This window comes from Bacillus sp. MN7755 (genome assembly GCF_054771475.1).
Map to the genome: position 1 here is coordinate 1 of NZ_BTRL01000025.1, position 16,162 is coordinate 16,162.

Consider the following 16,162-nt stretch of genomic DNA (forward strand, 5'->3'; position numbering starts at 1 on the left):
TACTATAAGGGGATCATATCACTAGAATCCCCGCTATATCAATGATGTATAAAATCTTGTATAAGAGATAGATAGACATAGAGACAAAAAATTTAGTAAAAACAAGGATTCTATGAAAAACTTGCTACCGATAATAGGACGTTATGTCAACCAGACATGTATAGAATATACAACCAAAATCAAACAACATATCAATTCTTTTAAATGGTAAAATAGGGAAAAAGGAGGTTCTAAATAATGCCTTTAGAAAACTCTATTTATTACATAGGAGTTGCTATTATTTTAGTAATCATCGGTGCACTGTTTGGCGGGATTATACGTATAATTCGGCATACCAGCAATCGCAAAAAGCAAGATCCAGTTGAGCAAAAATTAGATAGAGTTATTCAACTGTTAGAAAAACAAAACAAAGATTAACCTTCCCTCCAAACAGAAGAGGTTTGCTATGAAAGTCGTTAATGGGAGCTAAAACATGAATTTTACAGAGAGAGAAATTAGAAAAACCAAACGAAAATCCTTAATTGTATTATTTTGTATAGTTGGCTTGTTCGTATACGGAGTATATTGGGCGTTTTTCAGTATGGATCGACTACCTACAGGTGAAAAGATTCCCGAAAAACAGTCTCCTGACGGAACATATACATTCAAAGCTTACATAACAAACGGCGGAGCAACAACCAGTTTTGCTGTTAGAGGAGAGTTAGTATTTAATCATCGTAAATATTTCAAAACAAAGAATGTGTATTGGAATTATCGAGAGGATACGGCAAAGATTGTCTGGAAAGACAATGATACAGTAATCATTAACGGACATACACTAAATGTTCCTGAAGAGACATACGATTTCAGAGACGATTAACTGTAGGGGTTTTTTGTAGGCTTATAGATACATTGACTGCCGATATCGAGAATTATGTAAATAAGCTGTCCATGTGGACAGCTTATTATTTTTTTGCTTAGCGTGCAAAATTCGCGTCTTGTTGGCGGTATCCCATGTCCATCAAGTTAACCAAGTAATTTACTAGGTAAGAAATCATCTTTGTTTCAAAACTAGCAAGTGATAAAAAAGTAGGCATGTTAAAGAAGCCTATTAAAACGCGATTTTTTCACTAGGCAGCTTGTCTATGCTTTAATGTCGTTTTATACACAATCCCTAGGATATCAAAGACGGTCATCTTCTTATGTCTATGACATTTACGACCGTTCTTTTTGAGCAGTTGATAAAGGCCATGCAGAATTTTTAAAAGTTTTTCTGTGCCAAAAGCTATCGCTTGAAACAGTAACGGAAAGTAATCTTTAATCATATAAATCGCTTTGTATTCACTCAGCTCCTGCTTTTTCTTTTCAAGCAGAAACTGGCGCATTTGAAACATCGTAGAAGAACAGAGGAGAATGCTGATGAGTTGCCCATATAAATGGCACTCTAGGCGTTCTCTTTTTATACTTTTGCATTCATCAATTTCAAAGAATGACTTCCACGTTTTAAACAAAATCTCAATCTGCCAACGAAGTGAATATAATGAATGCACGTAGTTTGTCTGTACTTCTTCTAGCGACGTATTCGTGATATATACATTCATGCCCATTAAACGTTTACTTTTATCCTTCATGACAATGCCTTTTTTCTTTTCACGTATCGCTTGGTTTTTCAGGCGTGTTTGCGTTTGATCATCGGTTAAACGATGGATAATGACACGGGCTGGAAGTTTCTGATTTTGACCAATGTATGCCTCGGAGATTTCTATCGTTTCACCAGGGATTAGACCAGACATCATTTTTGTCATATCAAGCTGGATGTATTCTGTTTGCTTTTTTAACGTACCATTGCTGAAGTATTCTGGTTCAGGGTTCTTTATATAAATGCGTGTATTCAACTTCAACCGCGAGATATAGTAAGCCCCTTTATCATGAATGGTTTGTAAATCTCCTAAATCGAAGTAGCCAAGATCACGTAAACACAAATCACCTGCTTCTACGGTTTCAAGACAGATGGTACCATATGTCTTGAAACCGTAGAAGCAGGTTAAGGAATTGACCACTAAGTAAATCATATTCCAATTGGATTTACACGCCTGCCTTATTACTACACCCACCTGAACCTTGATAGTCAGTAGCAAATTGGTCAGGCAGTTGAAACACTGTTGCATCTAGAATACGAATACGATTGAAAGTAGAGATTATTTGTGCAGAAAGTGAGTGATTTGAACAGAGTTTTTGTGTGAGAAGAGAAGTAAAGACTTTTCGAAGAAATGCGACAGCTGCTGGATTAAAACGTTGATTCAGTCCTTCTGGACTCATGAGTGTAGCTGTATTTGCATAGAGCTGACTACATAATTGAGTAAGAGAATCGCTTGCTACATGTTGACTAATCCAGATACATAAAGCAGCCAAATCACGTGCGCCATACTTACTTTTACGTTTTACAAAACCTGTCTCTTGTGCAAGTTGTTGAAGAATATGTGGAGATAGATATCGCTGTAGTTCTTTAGCGAACAACTGAAATTCATCCTGAATCAATAGAGTCATAAAAGAACGCCATCCTTTTTATGTATTTCTACAAAAAGAATAGCGTTTTTTTTGCTTTACGGATACACTTTTTTAGCCTGATACCGATGTTTTATGTCTCTCAATCAATTGAAGAACCTCAGCCGTTTGTGTAAATAATTAATATCCCCAAATATCTACTTCAGCTGCTGAAGCAAATCCATTCTGTCCATTTGTTACTTCTACTTTTACATATTTTGCAGTAACAGGATCAAATGTTGCATTTTTCTTATTACTATTATTTTCCCATGTTCCGGATGATATTTTGTCATACTTAACGCCATCTACACTCGTATAAATATTGTAAGTTAAAATACGGCCATTTTCTGACCCATCTTGCCTTGGAAGATATGCCAATTGTGAAATGGTACGTGTATCGCCAAGTTCTAGTATCAAATTGTAAGGATATTGATTTGGTGTCCAACTACTATGCCAAAATGTATCTGTTTTTCCATCTATCGCCTTACTAGCTGAACCTGTTGATTCCTCACTATTTGCACTTGCCTTCATTATTTTTTTAGACAATACAGCAAGTGGTTTAACAGGTTTAGCATCCGTTGCTTCCCATATAGGTGCAATTAATGTTGGGTTATTTAAAGCTTCTACTTTTTGTCTCGTTTCTTGGTTCGCCTTCAATCCCCACTGATCAAAAAATGGAAGTAAATTTTGTTTTGCTATTTTCGATGTATTATAAATAAAATCTTGTATTTTATCTTCGTCTGTTTTTGGAAGTTGATCTTCTGGTATCTCACGATATAATTTGTGAAGATTTGGATAAAAATCATCCCCATATGCCAAATGAAGCTGCCAAAGCATAACAAGTTTTACAAACAGGTCGTCAATATTTTTATATTCTTTATTCGTTTGTTTTAAATAAGCAAAAGCTCTATTATAATCTCCCTCTGTATCTAAACGTGTTGGTTTATTGGGGTATATTTTCTTGAATGCAGCTAAAGAATATAGATTAACAGTTACTTCACCCATACCTCTAAAATCATTCCACGTCCATGGATATTGTTGCCTTGCATGTCCCGCCTCATGCATTTGTCCCCATCCAAACTCATTTACATTTAACGTACTTTTGATTGCTTCACCAGCAGTCGTAAAGACGGCTCCATCCCAACTTGCATACATGCCCCAACTTTGTGCGTTAGGGTTTTCTACAAAGGCCCATATACGACGAGTTGAACGATGTAAAGGATTAGGATCTGTTTCAGATAATCCCGATATCCTATCTTGTGCCCGAATCATTTCATCATATTTATTTAATAGAGGAACAGGATCTTGATTTACAATATATTTATTGGCACTATCACGAGTAACAGTTAATACTGCACGTTCTGATTTCAATTGTACCGCAAGTGCATCTGGATATTTGTTCATCATAGTAATCCAATCTTCTTTGGTGTGTTTCCCCAACTCAAAGAATGGAATAGGACTACCGCCTTGTGTTACCTGCACTTTAACTGTTCCTATACTTTGATAATTATCAAATCCTAATACGCCACCGTTTGGAGAAGAGATAGTATTAGAGCCAGGAGAAAGGTCAATTTCTTTTCCCCATTCTTTATCATATTGATGTGTCCCAATAATGGCTCTAATCTTTTGCGTTCCTGATAATGTAATAGTGACCTGCTCATTAGGTTTTACATAAATTCCTGTTGGCATATAATTTTTTTGCTCACCTCTTTTTTCTCTTTTTGCTTCATCCCAAAAACTTCCTGTACCTGGCAAGTCAAACTCTCTTTGTTCATATTGCGTTGCAATTTGTACAGAAGCTTTTTCAGCATATACACTTAGAGGGTTTGTCATAATAGGTGTAAATAACATAGGTGTCAAAATAGCGAATGACGCAAGCACCTTTATTGGCTTTTGTAACCTGCCGTTCTTTTTTCTATTCATATAAATCAATCCTTTCTCATTCCCGTTTTTTTAAATAAATATTTTAGATGAATTAAGATATCATCTGTATAAAATATACATTTTTTAGAAAAAATAGGTATTGAGAAAAATAATTTATTTTAAGGGCTTTTTAATGGAGGAATAATTTGATTTTGACTATGAACTGTAAAGAAAAAACGTCTTCTATTCTAATAATCTAGCTTATTTAAAAGTAATAATGATTTTTACACTTAGAGGGAGTTAGTATTCTTAAGTTGGTAGATATGGAGTACCGTCACATAATCATCAAATTGAGATATCAGTTGTTTTAAAATGAGCCGAACTTACATAAATAACTATCAAGAGATAAAAATTTCATTTTGGGGGTACTGTAAAATATTAGGTTGCCCCAAAACGATAAAATGAACTTCATTGCTATAAAAGACTCAAATTTTTCGTTTTAGAGCATTATAAAATTTTAACTTGATGGCGATGTGGTGGGACCCCAAACAGTACGATTTTATTTCAAAGACACAACGATCTTACTACATACTTTTTATTTATCTCACACTCTCATCTGCTAGTATTACTATTTTTTATTACTAATGTTGCCGTTTCACTCGGATGGCTAAGAGGAAAATGATGGCCATATGGAACAAAATCAACCTTACCAAGATGCGATGGAGCAGAATAGCCTCTGTCATAATCCCCCCAAATAATGTGAAGATTATACTTTGTTACTTCATTGAAATCGCCTTGATCGTTTTTCAGTAGTAAACTGTTAAGCTGAACCGTAGTATTTAAAATTCTAGGAGAAGTAAAACTTTTACTTATTTTTTCAATATAATGTTCAGGGATACTCTCCATACTTTCAAACAAACCATTACTTAATAAATATTGCCCTATCAAATTAGTAGTTGCCAATTTTAATGTCCATTTATTCATAAATTGAGGAACATTTAGCGATTTAGCATTTTTTTTAGCAACAGGTGGCTGAAGTAAAGTGATTGAATACTTCTTATCTATGTACTCTTGTACCAATGCTTCCAGAAGAATAAACGCACCGAATGAATGGCCAATTAGATGTGCACCATTAGTAGCTTTCTCCAATAACTTTTTCACTACATTCAAATAGATATCTAGAAGATTTTTCTCTTGTTTAAAAGGAGAACGTCCCAAACCTGGAAGATCCAAGATCCATACAGGTTGACCAGTTTTTTCATGAAGCTCTTGTGCTAAAGGAAATAAATCCTCTCCATCACTCAATAAACCATGTAATAAAATAAACGGTTTACCCTCTCCTTGTAATTGGTAAAGGGTAGTGTTATCGCATAGTGTTCGTTTAAATAAATGATTATGCTGGCCATTTTGATACATCATTCGATAATCCAGATCAGCTACTACGGCAGGGAAAAATTTCATTACACTCGTCTTCTTAAACCAATCTCCTCCCATAATTTTTTTCGCTGAAACATTTGAAAATTTTCGTTTTGTAATAAAATTCAGTCCATCAGAAGGAATTTTTGTTATTTTACTTACTCCACTATTCATAATTGTTTTCATAAGTGGCATTGGGACAGAGATTTTTGGTGCCCTCATATTCATACTTTCCGACATAATACTTAATAATTCAGCAATGTTCTGATCGTGCTGTTTGTCTTCAACAAGTGTATATGTTTGAATAGTCGGTTGCTCCAATCTGAAAACCTGCACAATAAACTTCGCAAGCTCATCGTTTGAAATAAGTGGTAACCTATATCCCTTACCTCCAGGAATCACTGGCATGAGCCCTCTTCGCATACTCATCACAAGCAAACCTAATCCTGCTACCTGCTCTGTACTCCCTGTTTTACTACTACCGACTACAGTTGGCGGATTAATTACAGAAAGCGGATAACCTACTGCTGATGCCTGGTGACGGATATAAAGATCTGCTAAAAATTTTGTTCTCTCATATGGATTTTTTATTTTCAAATAATTGTTTCCTTCTTTAAACACATCAATTGCAATCTTGCTATTTTTATCATCAAAGGGACTCATATAACCTACAACATGAATAAATTGTTGCAAGCCCTTCAATTGATGAATACTTTTAGCTAATTCACTAATATGTTTGGCGCCATTTAAAAATACGGAAGCTGCCTCTTTACTTGTCGCTTGAATATCCATGGGGCCTCCTGCGTGAATAATCACATCCGTTTTCAATACCCTCTCCTTATCTTCAGCACTTAGACCTAAATCTATTTTCGTCAAATCACCTTCAATAAAGTGCATAAATGCCTTTTTTAAGATACCTCTTTCTTGAAAAATGCGTATTGCTTTACTTTTCGACCTTACTAAAAGAAGAATTTTAACATCCTCTTTGGCTAATTCTTTCACTAATTGCTTTCCAATAAAGCCTGTTCCACCAATTAAAAATACTGTTCTCATATAAAGTCTCCTTTTTAGTACTATTTAGTACTAATTTGATGTAAAAAAAAAGCTTCTTTTATCGAAGCAATTTTAAAAAATGATCTGCTGTTTTCGTAATTACAGTTGCATCCTTCAATGTTTCTGAAATAAATAACGCTCCTTCAAGATTTGTAATAAAAAGTGATGCAACCTCATCAATATTAATCGTATTTCTGAATTCTCCATTCTCTACCCCTTGTTTAAGTAATAGAGAAACTTTCTTTTGTAATTCTGTAAAAAAAAGACCTATTTTTTCTTTTATTTGCGTGGCCTGTGTAGGACTTTGAATATAAAGAGTAATAAATGGACAGCTCCCCTTATACTCTCTCGACTGAACTCCTTGTGATAATTGCTTTAAAAACAGTTGGATACGATCTTCAACTAAAAATTGGTTCTGAGAAAGTACGTCATCAATTGCAGATTGATACATTTCAATCCAATAATCAACGACCCCTTCTAATAATACTTCCTTATTAGAAAAGTGATAATACACATTAGACTTTGAAACTTTGCTTACACGTACTAATTCATCCATACTTGTATAAGCAAACCCTTTTTCTAAAAATAATGTTGCAGCTACTTCAATCACACGTTTTTGATTCATTAATTTTACCTTTGTCATAACTAGAACTATATAGTACTAATTTAAAAGTTGCAAGTATTTATGTTAATTTAGAAAAAATTTTGATTAAAAAAGTTCCACTAACATTGATTTTACTGCAAAAAAATCTTATTTTGAATAAAGTTGAACTGAACCCCGAAATTGTTAATTCACTATCGTCTAATAGGGGTCACCATACATGCCCATCAACTTAAGAAAAAGAAATGCCCCCAAAACGAAAAAATGAGCGGCTTCTCAGAATAGCTATCTGTAGAGAAAGAAAATTTTAATTTAGGGGGATATGAAAGTATTAGCTTGATGGTGATGTGGTGCTCCCCCATATAAAGAAATTTTAAACATCTTAATCTGCCTTCCCTTTATGTAAATATGGAAATAATGAAATTACCCCAAGGATAGCTAAACAAGCTCCAATCCATAGCGGAGATACAAAACCATATCCTTTACTGATCCCAAGACCACCTAGTGACGAACCAATAACAATACCTAGCGTAATAAAAGAACTATGAACGGTATTTATCATTATTCCATTACTAGCTGTTTTCATCACCCTCGCAACCATAGCTGGATTCAATGCTACACCAGTTAAACCAATAAAAATCGTAGAAATAACAGCAATGTATTTATTCTCTGCACTTAAAGCAAATAAAGACAACGCTATGATTAATATAATTAATCCACCCATAAGTATTTTCATTGTAAATTTATCAGCGAACTTGCCAATTATTATATTCCCAATTACCGTCGCGCTACCATAGAGAGCAAGTAAATATGGAATGCTTGTGCTTGAAAATCCTGTAACATTTGTAAAGATCGGAGTGAAATAACTAAATGCTGCAAACGTACCACCAATAATGAACATACTTGTTACGTACGCTGCCCAAAGATGAATATTCTTAAATCGCAGAAGTTCGTCTTTCCAATTTAATTGCTCTTTATTTGAAGATGATGGTAACAACCGTTGAATCATAATCCCTGATACTAGCACAAGAACAGAAACAGCCCCAAAACTAATACGCCAGCCAAAAGATTGGGAAATAACGGTTGTTATAGGTAAACCTAATACAGTTGCGAACATTAAACCTGCAAGTACAATTGATGCAGCTTTCCCCCTTGAATCAGAGTGAACCAATGCTGCAGAAAAGGAAATCGCAACTCCAAAAGCTGAAGCTGAAGCAATACCAGTTATAATACGTGAAATCATCATAATATTATAGTTCCAAGCAATAGCTCCGAGCGATTGACCAATTAAAAATACGAACATTAAAAACAATAATGCTTGTTTGCTGCGCATTCGTAAGAGGATTGCAGTTAAAATGGGGCCTCCTATTACCATTGCTCCTGCATAAGCTGAAATTAAATACCCAATGGATGATACAGAAACCTGGAATGCAAGAGCAAGTTCATTCATCATACCTGCAACCATAAATTCTGATGTAGTCATACAAAAGATTGCTAAAGCTAATAAATAAATAATCGATGGCATAAAAACACTCCTTATTCATTATTGTAATGATTGGTACAAAAATAGTGCGAAAAAAGAGCGCACTAAGCGCCACAAATAGACTCCATTGTTCCTTTGATAACTTGTTCAGACAACATCCGATTTTGCATCGATACATTAAGAACACGGAATCCGTAATAACTGCTTAAAAGCAGACTAGCTAATTCCTCAGCTGATTGCTTCTTTGAAATTTCACCTGTTTGCAATCCTTCCTCCATCACTGCTTCAATAGCTTGTTTAAGAAGTTCAACATGCTTCGAGAAAATTTCTTGTACCATTAAATCGTTTTTAGCACGTTCTATACTGGCATTAATCAATAAACATCCTTTTTGATCAATATTCTCAAAGTCTTCTTTCAATGCCCATTCAAAAAAATTACTTAATCGTTCTTTAACTGGAATTGGAGTATCTAACAATTTCCTTTGTTCCCTAATCCCAATTTCATGGTAGCGTTCTAATACTTGTTTATACAGTTCATGTTTACTACCGAAAGTATTGTATAAACTTCCTTTTCCAAGTCCTGTATCACTGCATAAATCTTGTGTAGAACACCCTTCATATCCTCTTAACCAAAATGTTTTCATTGCAACATCTACAATTGAGGAATAATTAAACTCTCGAGGTCTGCCGCGTTTATTCAATCGTATCCTCCTCTCATTTTAAAGATAACATTAATAGAATACTCTTTTTTGTACCGCGCGGTCAATAATTTTATTTTATTGTTACTGTAAAATAAAATTTGATTATTTTAGATTACGAATAATTAAAAATAGGCTTCTTTAGCATGCCTACCTTTCTATAAATTACTAGTTATGAAACGAGGATCGTTTCATATCTAGTAATTTACTTGATTAGCTTGATGGGTATGGAGTAGTGCGCCTATAAACAAAACCCTCCAGAAACATCTAAAATTTGCCCTGTTACCCAGCGACTATCAGAAGAAGCAAGGAATGCGACTGCATCTGCAATATCTTCAACTTGCCCTATTCGTCCGAACACAGATGAATTCGTAGCAAAACTTCGTATTTCTGGATCATCTAGCAATTTCGCATTCATATCTGTCTTCGTATATCCAGGCATAATTGTATTCACTGTTATACCTCTTTCTCCAAGATGTTTAGCTAGAGGAAGTGTCATCGTATTTAGTGCACCTTTACTTAAACCGTATGCAATGGACCCTGTAAAACCAAGTCTTACTTCAGCTGATGAAATGTTAATAACGCGCCCTTCTGCTCGTAGTAATGGTAATGTTTGCTGAATTAAAAAGAACGGTGCCTTCATATTTACTGCCATAATTTCATCAATAACTTCTTCTGTCGTATCTTCAATCGTTCCTTGTGTACCTATCCCTGCATTGTTTACTAAAATATCAATCTCTGATGTACCAACTCTTATTTGTAATTCATTCTTTAATTGTTCTATTAGCTTTTTGACACCATCAATTGAATTGAGATCTGCTTCAATTAAGAACGCTTTTCCTCCATTGGATTCAATCTCACGAATCGTTGCATCTGCAGCTATTTTATTTCGGCCGTAGTGAATCGCTACTAATGCACCGTCGTTTGCCAATCTCATCGCAATCGCACGACCAATACCGCGACTTGCCCCTGTTACTAACGCGACTTTCCCATCAAGATTCTTCATTTCTTCCATCCTTCCTAAATTTCCGTTTGATAAAAACCTATACTTATATTTTCATGTAAACACCAATAATTTTAAATATAGATTTATAGGTAATTCAGTTCGTTGGCTTATGATATTATAGTTATAATTCATGATTTACTTTAGAAAACAAAATAAGGAGGCTACACAATGCAAAACGCTGTAAAACTGGATGAAATTGATCATAAAATAATGAACTTATTGTATGAAAATGCGAGAATTTCCGTTTCAGAAATAGGACGAATTATATCCATGACGCAGCCTGCTGTAAAAGAGCGTATTAATAAACTTGAAGATCAAGGAGTTATAGCGGCTTACCGAACGAAATTTGAGCCTTCCAAAATTAATAAGAACATTCAAGCATTCATCATGTTTAAAACGAGCCAATGCTCTGATTTTATCCAATATTGTAATGCCGCTCCTGAAGTAACAGATTTATATCGAATTAGCGGAGAGTTTAATTATATGATGAAGGTCATGAGCGATTCGATGGATTCTCTCGCTACATTTTTAGACTCTTTAATGCAATTTGGCTTATCATCTCCTTTAATTGTATTAAAGAGTGAGTTTGAGGAAAAATTGTCGTTCTGATAAAGGGATACGTATTATCCCCCGCTAACAGTAAAAGTTTTTCCTTTATGAGAAAAACCAACAAAATCAATGATTAGTAAACAAAAAAAGAACATTGATATTTCAATGTTCTTTTTTATATCTCTACTTATTAATTAGATTGTGCTTCGAAAAGAGCACCTTAATCCCCTTATCCCTGATTCTTCTGCGCCTCTCTAAACTCCCCCTTCACCCTCTCTAACAGCCCTTCTTCCGTAATTAATCGATACGCTGTATTTGCTAATGCTTTTGCGGATGTAATTAATGCTTTATCTCCTAATTCTGAGCGTGCTGCTTTTCTAAATTCATTCGTATGTGCAATTAAGTCATCTGGGCCGATTTTAATGTACGGGTGAATGGTCGGTACGACTTGGCTTACGTTTCCTGCGTCGGTTGAACCAATGCCAAGTCTTTCTTTACGATTTACTTCTTCACCTAGTAATTCTAGTTCTTCCGCTACGATGTCGTTATATGTCTTTGTTACGAGTAATTCATCGATTTCATTTTGGAATTGATGGATTTTTACTTTCGTACCTGTTGCTAGCGCTGCCCCTTGTGCGATGTTTTTCACTTTCTCTGTTACTTCCGCACATCTTTTTCGCGTTGCTGCACGAATGAAGAACCTTGCTGCGGCGTAGTCAGGAATAATGTTAGGTGCCTTTCCTCCTTCTGTAATAACGCCATGAATCTTCACATCTGACGGAAGTTGTTGACGAAGTGCGTTAATACTGTTGTACAGCTGAATAACCGCATCTAATGCGTTAATCCCTTCTTCAGGTGAAGCTGCAGCATGAGCTGTTTTTCCGTAAAAATGAAAATCAAGTGGATCAACTGCTAGTGAAGGACTCGTTGTCGCTGTTTTTCCGCTCGGATGAATCATAAGTGCCGCATCAATATCTTTAAATAAACCTGCCTTTACATAACTCGATTTTGCGCTACCGTTTGGCCCGCCTTCTTCTGCCGGTGTTCCGAAAACGACAACCTCTCCGCCTATTTCTTCAAGCGTTTCTGATAATGCAATTGCTGCTGCAACACTAATTGTGCCGATTAAATTGTGACCACACGCATGGCCAAGTCCTGGTAAAGCATCATACTCAGCTAAAAATGCGATAACTGGTCCTTGTTTCCCTGAACTTTTTCGTGCGATAAAACCTGTTTCATGACCAGCTATATTGTGCTGCAACTGGAATCCTGCACTACCTAGCAATAAACTTAACGTTCTAGATGCGTAAAATTCTTGGTTACCAATCTCCGGATTCGCATGAATATCATGACTTGTTTCTATGTACTTTTCCTTATTTCTTTCGATACTCTCTTCAATTGTTTTTCTTTGTGACGTTACTCCAGTCGCTCCCATTTTTCTTCCTCCTTTTATTTTCACGTAAAAAAGCCTCTTTCTAAAAGATAGAAAGAGGCTTCTGTATATACAGTCAAAATGAGCTTCTTTCTTATCTTTCAAGTTACCTTGCTGGAATTGGCACAGTATTCATAAAGAATCCGCTGCCGAGGTATCGTAGGGCCAGTCCCTCCACCTCTCGTGATAAGAATTTTCATAAAATTATATTAAATTACATTCATTCTAAGTTCATTTCAAATAAAAGTCAAGGAATTCCTATCCAAATTTACCGAATATCTAAAAATCCTTTTAATACACCAATTGTCTCAGGTGCTTGCAATCTTGCACATATGTACGGGAATTCCGTACTACCTTCAAACATCATTTGAGATGTAAGCGGTGCCCCTGCCCAGAAGATTTCATCATCGATTACGATAAATGGGAAGGCTTTATTTTGTCTTTGTAACTTTACATTTTTCAGTGGAACTGGTCCATCACTATACACTGTTATTTGCGCATTTGTACGCATTAACGCTTGCCATACTCGTTTATCTACTTGTTTTGTACTTGGAAGTGAAATAATGATTTTTCGTTTTGCGGCTAAAATATCTTTTAATAGCCCTTTCGTTTCCTCAAGATTCATTTCCATAAACCAGCGTAATCGTTTCGATATTTTTCGTTCCCACAATTGCCTTGATGTCGTACGATCATACACATCTCCATGACGTTCTATATGAGCTGTTAATTGTGATAACGCTTGTTTTCTTGAAAGATTTTTACGCATATAATGGCAATCCGATAATTGAATGAACTTCCCTCTCGCTCTTGTCACTGCAACGTTGACGAGGCGATGGTTTTTATGGTCAAAGAATAACACGCCAGGGCGTTCTTGCGGATAACTATCAACTGTATCAAAAATCATCATATCTCTTTCAGACCCTTGAAACTTATGAACCGTTGCTGCTAAAACAGGTATGTGTTGATATTTCGTTCTCTGTAACATTTCTCTAATACATGTTGATAAAAAGCGGGATTGTGCCCTGTAAGGTGTCACAACACCGATCGATTGCACACCATCTAACAGTCCGATTAACATCATTTGCATCGCTACTAAACCAGACATAATATTAAAACGCGATCCTGAAGCAGCATCCTTTAACGAAAAAGCTCCCATTAAGCTCGTATCAAATAAAATACTCGCTTCATTTGCGAACGGTTGTAGTTTCGCAAGTTCTTTACGTTCTGAAACTGACGGATGATCGTATACTCTATTTTTATAAATAAATGAGTTTGTAAACTTAGATATATTCGCATGCATACGTCTTTGTTCCTGCAACATAAACAGGTTCGGATGTGCTTCTGATTTATTAACAGACTCAACAATCCCAGCATGGTAAAACATATCTTCGCCGAGCCATTTGCGAACGAGTTCATGGTTTGCCATCGCAATTGGAGGTAACTGTAAAAAGTCTCCACAAACGACGATACGTTTTCCAAGTGAAGCAGCTAATGCAATTTGCGGAACATATGCCATACTCACTTCATCTACAACAACTAAATCAAATGTACGCTCGTAAATAAGTGAATCAATGGCACATTTCGATAAAGTTGCGCCGATTACTTTCGCATTTTCAATGTATTCTTTTTCTACTTCTTTAATTTTCGCTTTTTGCTTTCGAAGATCACTTTCAATCTCTTGTATACGCTTCTTATCAGCAGATGTTGCTTTATATGATAAAATCTTTTCACGAAGATCTTGTCGTGTCTCTTCTAAATAGAGTCTTTCTTCTCCCCAAGATCCGTTCGTCGTTTCAACTAACTTCGACGCAAGTAGCGTTTCATGATTTCTTATATGTTCATGTTGACTATAACCGTAACGAACAATTTCGCCAGGCGTCCATTTCTTTTTCTTTTCAATTTGCTTCGTTACTTCACTCATTAATACGTCCACTGCTGCGTTACTATGAGCTAACACAAGTACCGATTTTCCTTTTTGATAATGAGCCGAAATAATACGTGATAAATTGTAAGACTTCCCTGTTCCAGGCGGTCCCCACACGTACGTTGTCGGATTGTAAAACGAACGATACGCCAATTCATTTTTCGGATTTTTCATCTTCTCAATATGTTTCGGACTGCTCGTCCCATCAACAAGACGCTTTATACGATTACGTTTTAGCTTATCTTTATGCGCCTCTTTCAATCGCTCTTGCAGTTGCTCTAAAAGCTGCCACGGTTCACTATATAAAACAGCCTCTCTTATTTCGCCTTGTATATAATCATTTAACTTCAGTTCTATTTCTAATCCATGTACAGATAATACTTCTCCTGTCGCTTCCTCACCATCGAACTCAATTCGAATGGGTGAACCTTCAGGTAAGCTTACTTCCGAAATAAGCTGAAATACATATACTGTACTTTCATAATCTGTATATAAAAAACGACCGTTCATGATAGAAATTTTACTACCACCTATCGTTTTCCAATGTTTAATTTCATACGCTAATGCATAATGCCACTCTTTCATCGTTTCCGATAATGAAGGAGTTTGAGTAGGTGTATTCATCGTATAATCTCCTTCCTTCTCCCCAAACATACTTTCTCACTATACCATATAACACGCTAAAATTTGTAAGGTTTTTATCTTGCTTATTTTCTTAATTTTCAATATTATTTTACGTATAAAATTTTCAGAAAGAAGGAATCTACATGCCAATTAGAAGAATAGAACACGTTGGACTTATGGTTGCAAACTTAGAAACATCTATTACTTTTTATGAAAAAGTAGTTGGCTTACAGCTTATTAAACGTATGGGTCACCCAAATCCAGACTTAAAACTCGCTTTTTTAGGGGTGAAAGAATCGAAGGAAACGATACTCGAACTCATTGAAGGTTATAACTCTTCTCTTCCGGCAGAAGGAAAAGTACATCACATTTGCTTTAAAGTAGATTCATTAAAAGAAGAAATTGAAAGACTCAAGAAACATGGAGTAACCTTTTTACTAGGAGAAGAAATCGAAACATTACCGGATGGAACACGTTACATATTCTTCGCGGGTCCTGATGGGGAATGGATTGAGTTTTTTGAAACCAAGAGATAAAGTAAACCTTTATGTTGCGGGATAGAAAAGGAGCCGGAATTCCGGCCCTTGTTTTTAACCAGTAACAATGAAACATACCTCCAACCTGAGAATTCACCAAGGTTAAAAACATAATCATTTTGTTAGGAGGAGAGAATGGTAAATACAGTCTTTATTATTGTTTTTTGGATACCTATACTATTTCCAATCCTTTATGTAATCAAGATAAAGGATTGGAATATAAAAACAGCTGCCTTATTTGTTGGAAGAATTCTATTAAGTATTGTCTATTTTATAAATGGAATGGTGTTAGGTAGAACCTTCCCTATGAAACAAAATGGGATTTCTTTATAAAGTCTTTGCAACATGAGAAAACTGATGCGCTTATAGAAGTATTACTTTTTAGTATGATCGTCATTTTTGACTTACTAATTACATTTCATTATATAAATAAAAAGAAATAGGGTGTTTCCCT

Annotated in this window: 13 protein-coding genes, 1 pseudogene and 1 riboswitch; of the genes and pseudogenes, 5 read left to right on the forward strand and 9 right to left on the reverse strand. The window is 35.5% G+C overall.

Features of this window, described 5'->3' with window-relative positions; all coding sequences use genetic code 11:
* Positions 1–237 precede the first annotated feature (237 nt).
* Together ACYVEC_RS24330 and ACYVEC_RS24335 are read left to right on the forward strand one after the other, a co-directional pair.
* On the forward strand, positions 238–417 hold the full coding sequence (locus ACYVEC_RS24330; protein ID WP_016113507.1) for a DUF4083 family protein: 180 nt from the start codon (positions 238–240) through the stop codon (positions 415–417).
* Positions 418–472: 55 nt separating this feature from the next.
* Positions 473–859 (forward strand): DUF5412 domain-containing protein, encoded by a 387-nt coding sequence (locus ACYVEC_RS24335; RefSeq protein ID WP_460508755.1) that lies wholly within the window; start codon positions 473–475, stop codon positions 857–859.
* Between the two features lie 250 nt (positions 860–1,109).
* On the opposite strand, the pseudogene ACYVEC_RS24340 reads toward ACYVEC_RS24335, so the two are convergent.
* The 7 genes and pseudogenes from ACYVEC_RS24340 to ACYVEC_RS24370 all read right to left on the reverse strand — a co-directional run bounded on the left by ACYVEC_RS24340 (position 1,110) and on the right by ACYVEC_RS24370 (position 10,643).
* Positions 1,110–2,526: pseudogene (locus ACYVEC_RS24340) on the reverse strand (IS4 family transposase).
* A 138-nt stretch (positions 2,527–2,664) separates the two neighbouring features.
* The gene (locus ACYVEC_RS24345) at positions 2,665–4,446 is read right to left on the reverse strand and encodes a M60 family metallopeptidase (protein ID WP_063222265.1); all 1,782 of its coding nucleotides are present in this window, start codon (positions 4,444–4,446) and stop codon (positions 2,665–2,667) included.
* Between the two features lie 552 nt (positions 4,447–4,998).
* Positions 4,999–6,855 carry an alpha/beta fold hydrolase gene (locus ACYVEC_RS24350; RefSeq protein WP_460508758.1) on the reverse strand — a complete coding sequence of 619 codons (1,857 nt, stop codon included), beginning with the start codon at positions 6,853–6,855 and terminating at the stop codon, positions 4,999–5,001.
* Between the two features lie 58 nt (positions 6,856–6,913).
* Positions 6,914–7,480 carry a TetR/AcrR family transcriptional regulator gene (locus ACYVEC_RS24355; RefSeq protein WP_063222267.1) on the reverse strand — a complete coding sequence of 189 codons (567 nt, stop codon included), beginning with the start codon at positions 7,478–7,480 and terminating at the stop codon, positions 6,914–6,916.
* Positions 7,481–7,838: 358 nt separating this feature from the next.
* Positions 7,839–8,981 carry an MFS transporter gene (locus ACYVEC_RS24360; protein ID WP_063222268.1) on the reverse strand — a complete coding sequence of 381 codons (1,143 nt, stop codon included), beginning with the start codon at positions 8,979–8,981 and terminating at the stop codon, positions 7,839–7,841.
* Between the two features lie 62 nt (positions 8,982–9,043).
* Positions 9,044–9,640 (reverse strand): TetR/AcrR family transcriptional regulator, encoded by a 597-nt coding sequence (locus ACYVEC_RS24365; protein WP_063222269.1) that lies wholly within the window; start codon positions 9,638–9,640, stop codon positions 9,044–9,046.
* 238 nt (positions 9,641–9,878) lie between these two features.
* The gene (locus ACYVEC_RS24370; protein ID WP_142332800.1) at positions 9,879–10,643 is read right to left on the reverse strand and encodes an SDR family oxidoreductase; all 765 of its coding nucleotides are present in this window, start codon (positions 10,641–10,643) and stop codon (positions 9,879–9,881) included.
* A 168-nt stretch (positions 10,644–10,811) separates the two neighbouring features.
* On the opposite strand from ACYVEC_RS24370, the gene ACYVEC_RS24375 reads away from it, so the two are divergent.
* Complete coding sequence (locus tag ACYVEC_RS24375; protein WP_001178571.1) at positions 10,812–11,252, forward strand: Lrp/AsnC family transcriptional regulator; 441 nt, start codon at positions 10,812–10,814, stop codon at positions 11,250–11,252.
* A gap of 169 nt (positions 11,253–11,421) precedes the next feature.
* Here ACYVEC_RS24375 and ACYVEC_RS24380 read toward each other — a convergent pair whose 3' ends face one another.
* Both ACYVEC_RS24380 and ACYVEC_RS24385 read right to left on the reverse strand, forming a co-directional pair.
* Entirely contained in the window at positions 11,422–12,627 is a 1,206-nt protein-coding gene (locus ACYVEC_RS24380) for a M20 family metallopeptidase (protein ID WP_063222270.1), read from the reverse strand.
* An 88-nt stretch (positions 12,628–12,715) separates the two neighbouring features.
* Positions 12,716–12,817: riboswitch (SAM riboswitch) on the reverse strand.
* A gap of 75 nt (positions 12,818–12,892) precedes the next feature.
* Entirely contained in the window at positions 12,893–15,202 is a 2,310-nt protein-coding gene (locus ACYVEC_RS24385; protein ID WP_063222271.1) for an AAA domain-containing protein, read from the reverse strand.
* Between the two features lie 113 nt (positions 15,203–15,315).
* Between ACYVEC_RS24385 and ACYVEC_RS24390 the strand changes: the two genes are divergently transcribed.
* A complete protein-coding gene (locus ACYVEC_RS24390; protein ID WP_063222272.1) occupies positions 15,316–15,708 on the forward strand; it encodes a VOC family protein in 393 nt (130 codons plus the stop codon).
* A gap of 135 nt (positions 15,709–15,843) precedes the next feature.
* On the forward strand, positions 15,844–16,041 hold the full coding sequence (locus tag ACYVEC_RS24395) for a hypothetical protein (protein ID WP_063222273.1): 198 nt from the start codon (positions 15,844–15,846) through the stop codon (positions 16,039–16,041).
* Positions 16,042–16,162: the final 121 nt, after the last annotated feature.

Coding starts and splice junctions, on each gene's coding strand:
- ACYVEC_RS24370 (WP_142332800.1), bottom strand. CDS start 10,643: ATGAAGAATCTTGATGGGAAAGTCGCGTTAGTAACAGGGGCAAGTCGC.
- ACYVEC_RS24360 (WP_063222268.1), bottom strand. CDS start 8,981: ATGCCATCGATTATTTATTTATTAGCTTTAGCAATCTTTTGTATGACT.
- ACYVEC_RS24385 (WP_063222271.1), bottom strand. CDS start 15,202: ATGTTTGGGGAGAAGGAAGGAGATTATACGATGAATACACCTACTCAA.
- ACYVEC_RS24355 (WP_063222267.1), bottom strand. CDS start 7,480: ATGAATCAAAAACGTGTGATTGAAGTAGCTGCAACATTATTTTTAGAA.
- ACYVEC_RS24345 (WP_063222265.1), bottom strand. CDS start 4,446: ATGAATAGAAAAAAGAACGGCAGGTTACAAAAGCCAATAAAGGTGCTT.
- ACYVEC_RS24350 (WP_460508758.1), bottom strand. CDS start 6,855: ATGAGAACAGTATTTTTAATTGGTGGAACAGGCTTTATTGGAAAGCAA.
- ACYVEC_RS24380 (WP_063222270.1), bottom strand. CDS start 12,627: ATGGGAGCGACTGGAGTAACGTCACAAAGAAAAACAATTGAAGAGAGT.
- ACYVEC_RS24330 (WP_016113507.1), top strand. CDS start 238: ATGCCTTTAGAAAACTCTATTTATTACATAGGAGTTGCTATTATTTTA.
- ACYVEC_RS24395 (WP_063222273.1), top strand. CDS start 15,844: ATGGTAAATACAGTCTTTATTATTGTTTTTTGGATACCTATACTATTT.
- ACYVEC_RS24375 (WP_001178571.1), top strand. CDS start 10,812: ATGCAAAACGCTGTAAAACTGGATGAAATTGATCATAAAATAATGAAC.
- ACYVEC_RS24335 (WP_460508755.1), top strand. CDS start 473: ATGAATTTTACAGAGAGAGAAATTAGAAAAACCAAACGAAAATCCTTA.
- ACYVEC_RS24390 (WP_063222272.1), top strand. CDS start 15,316: ATGCCAATTAGAAGAATAGAACACGTTGGACTTATGGTTGCAAACTTA.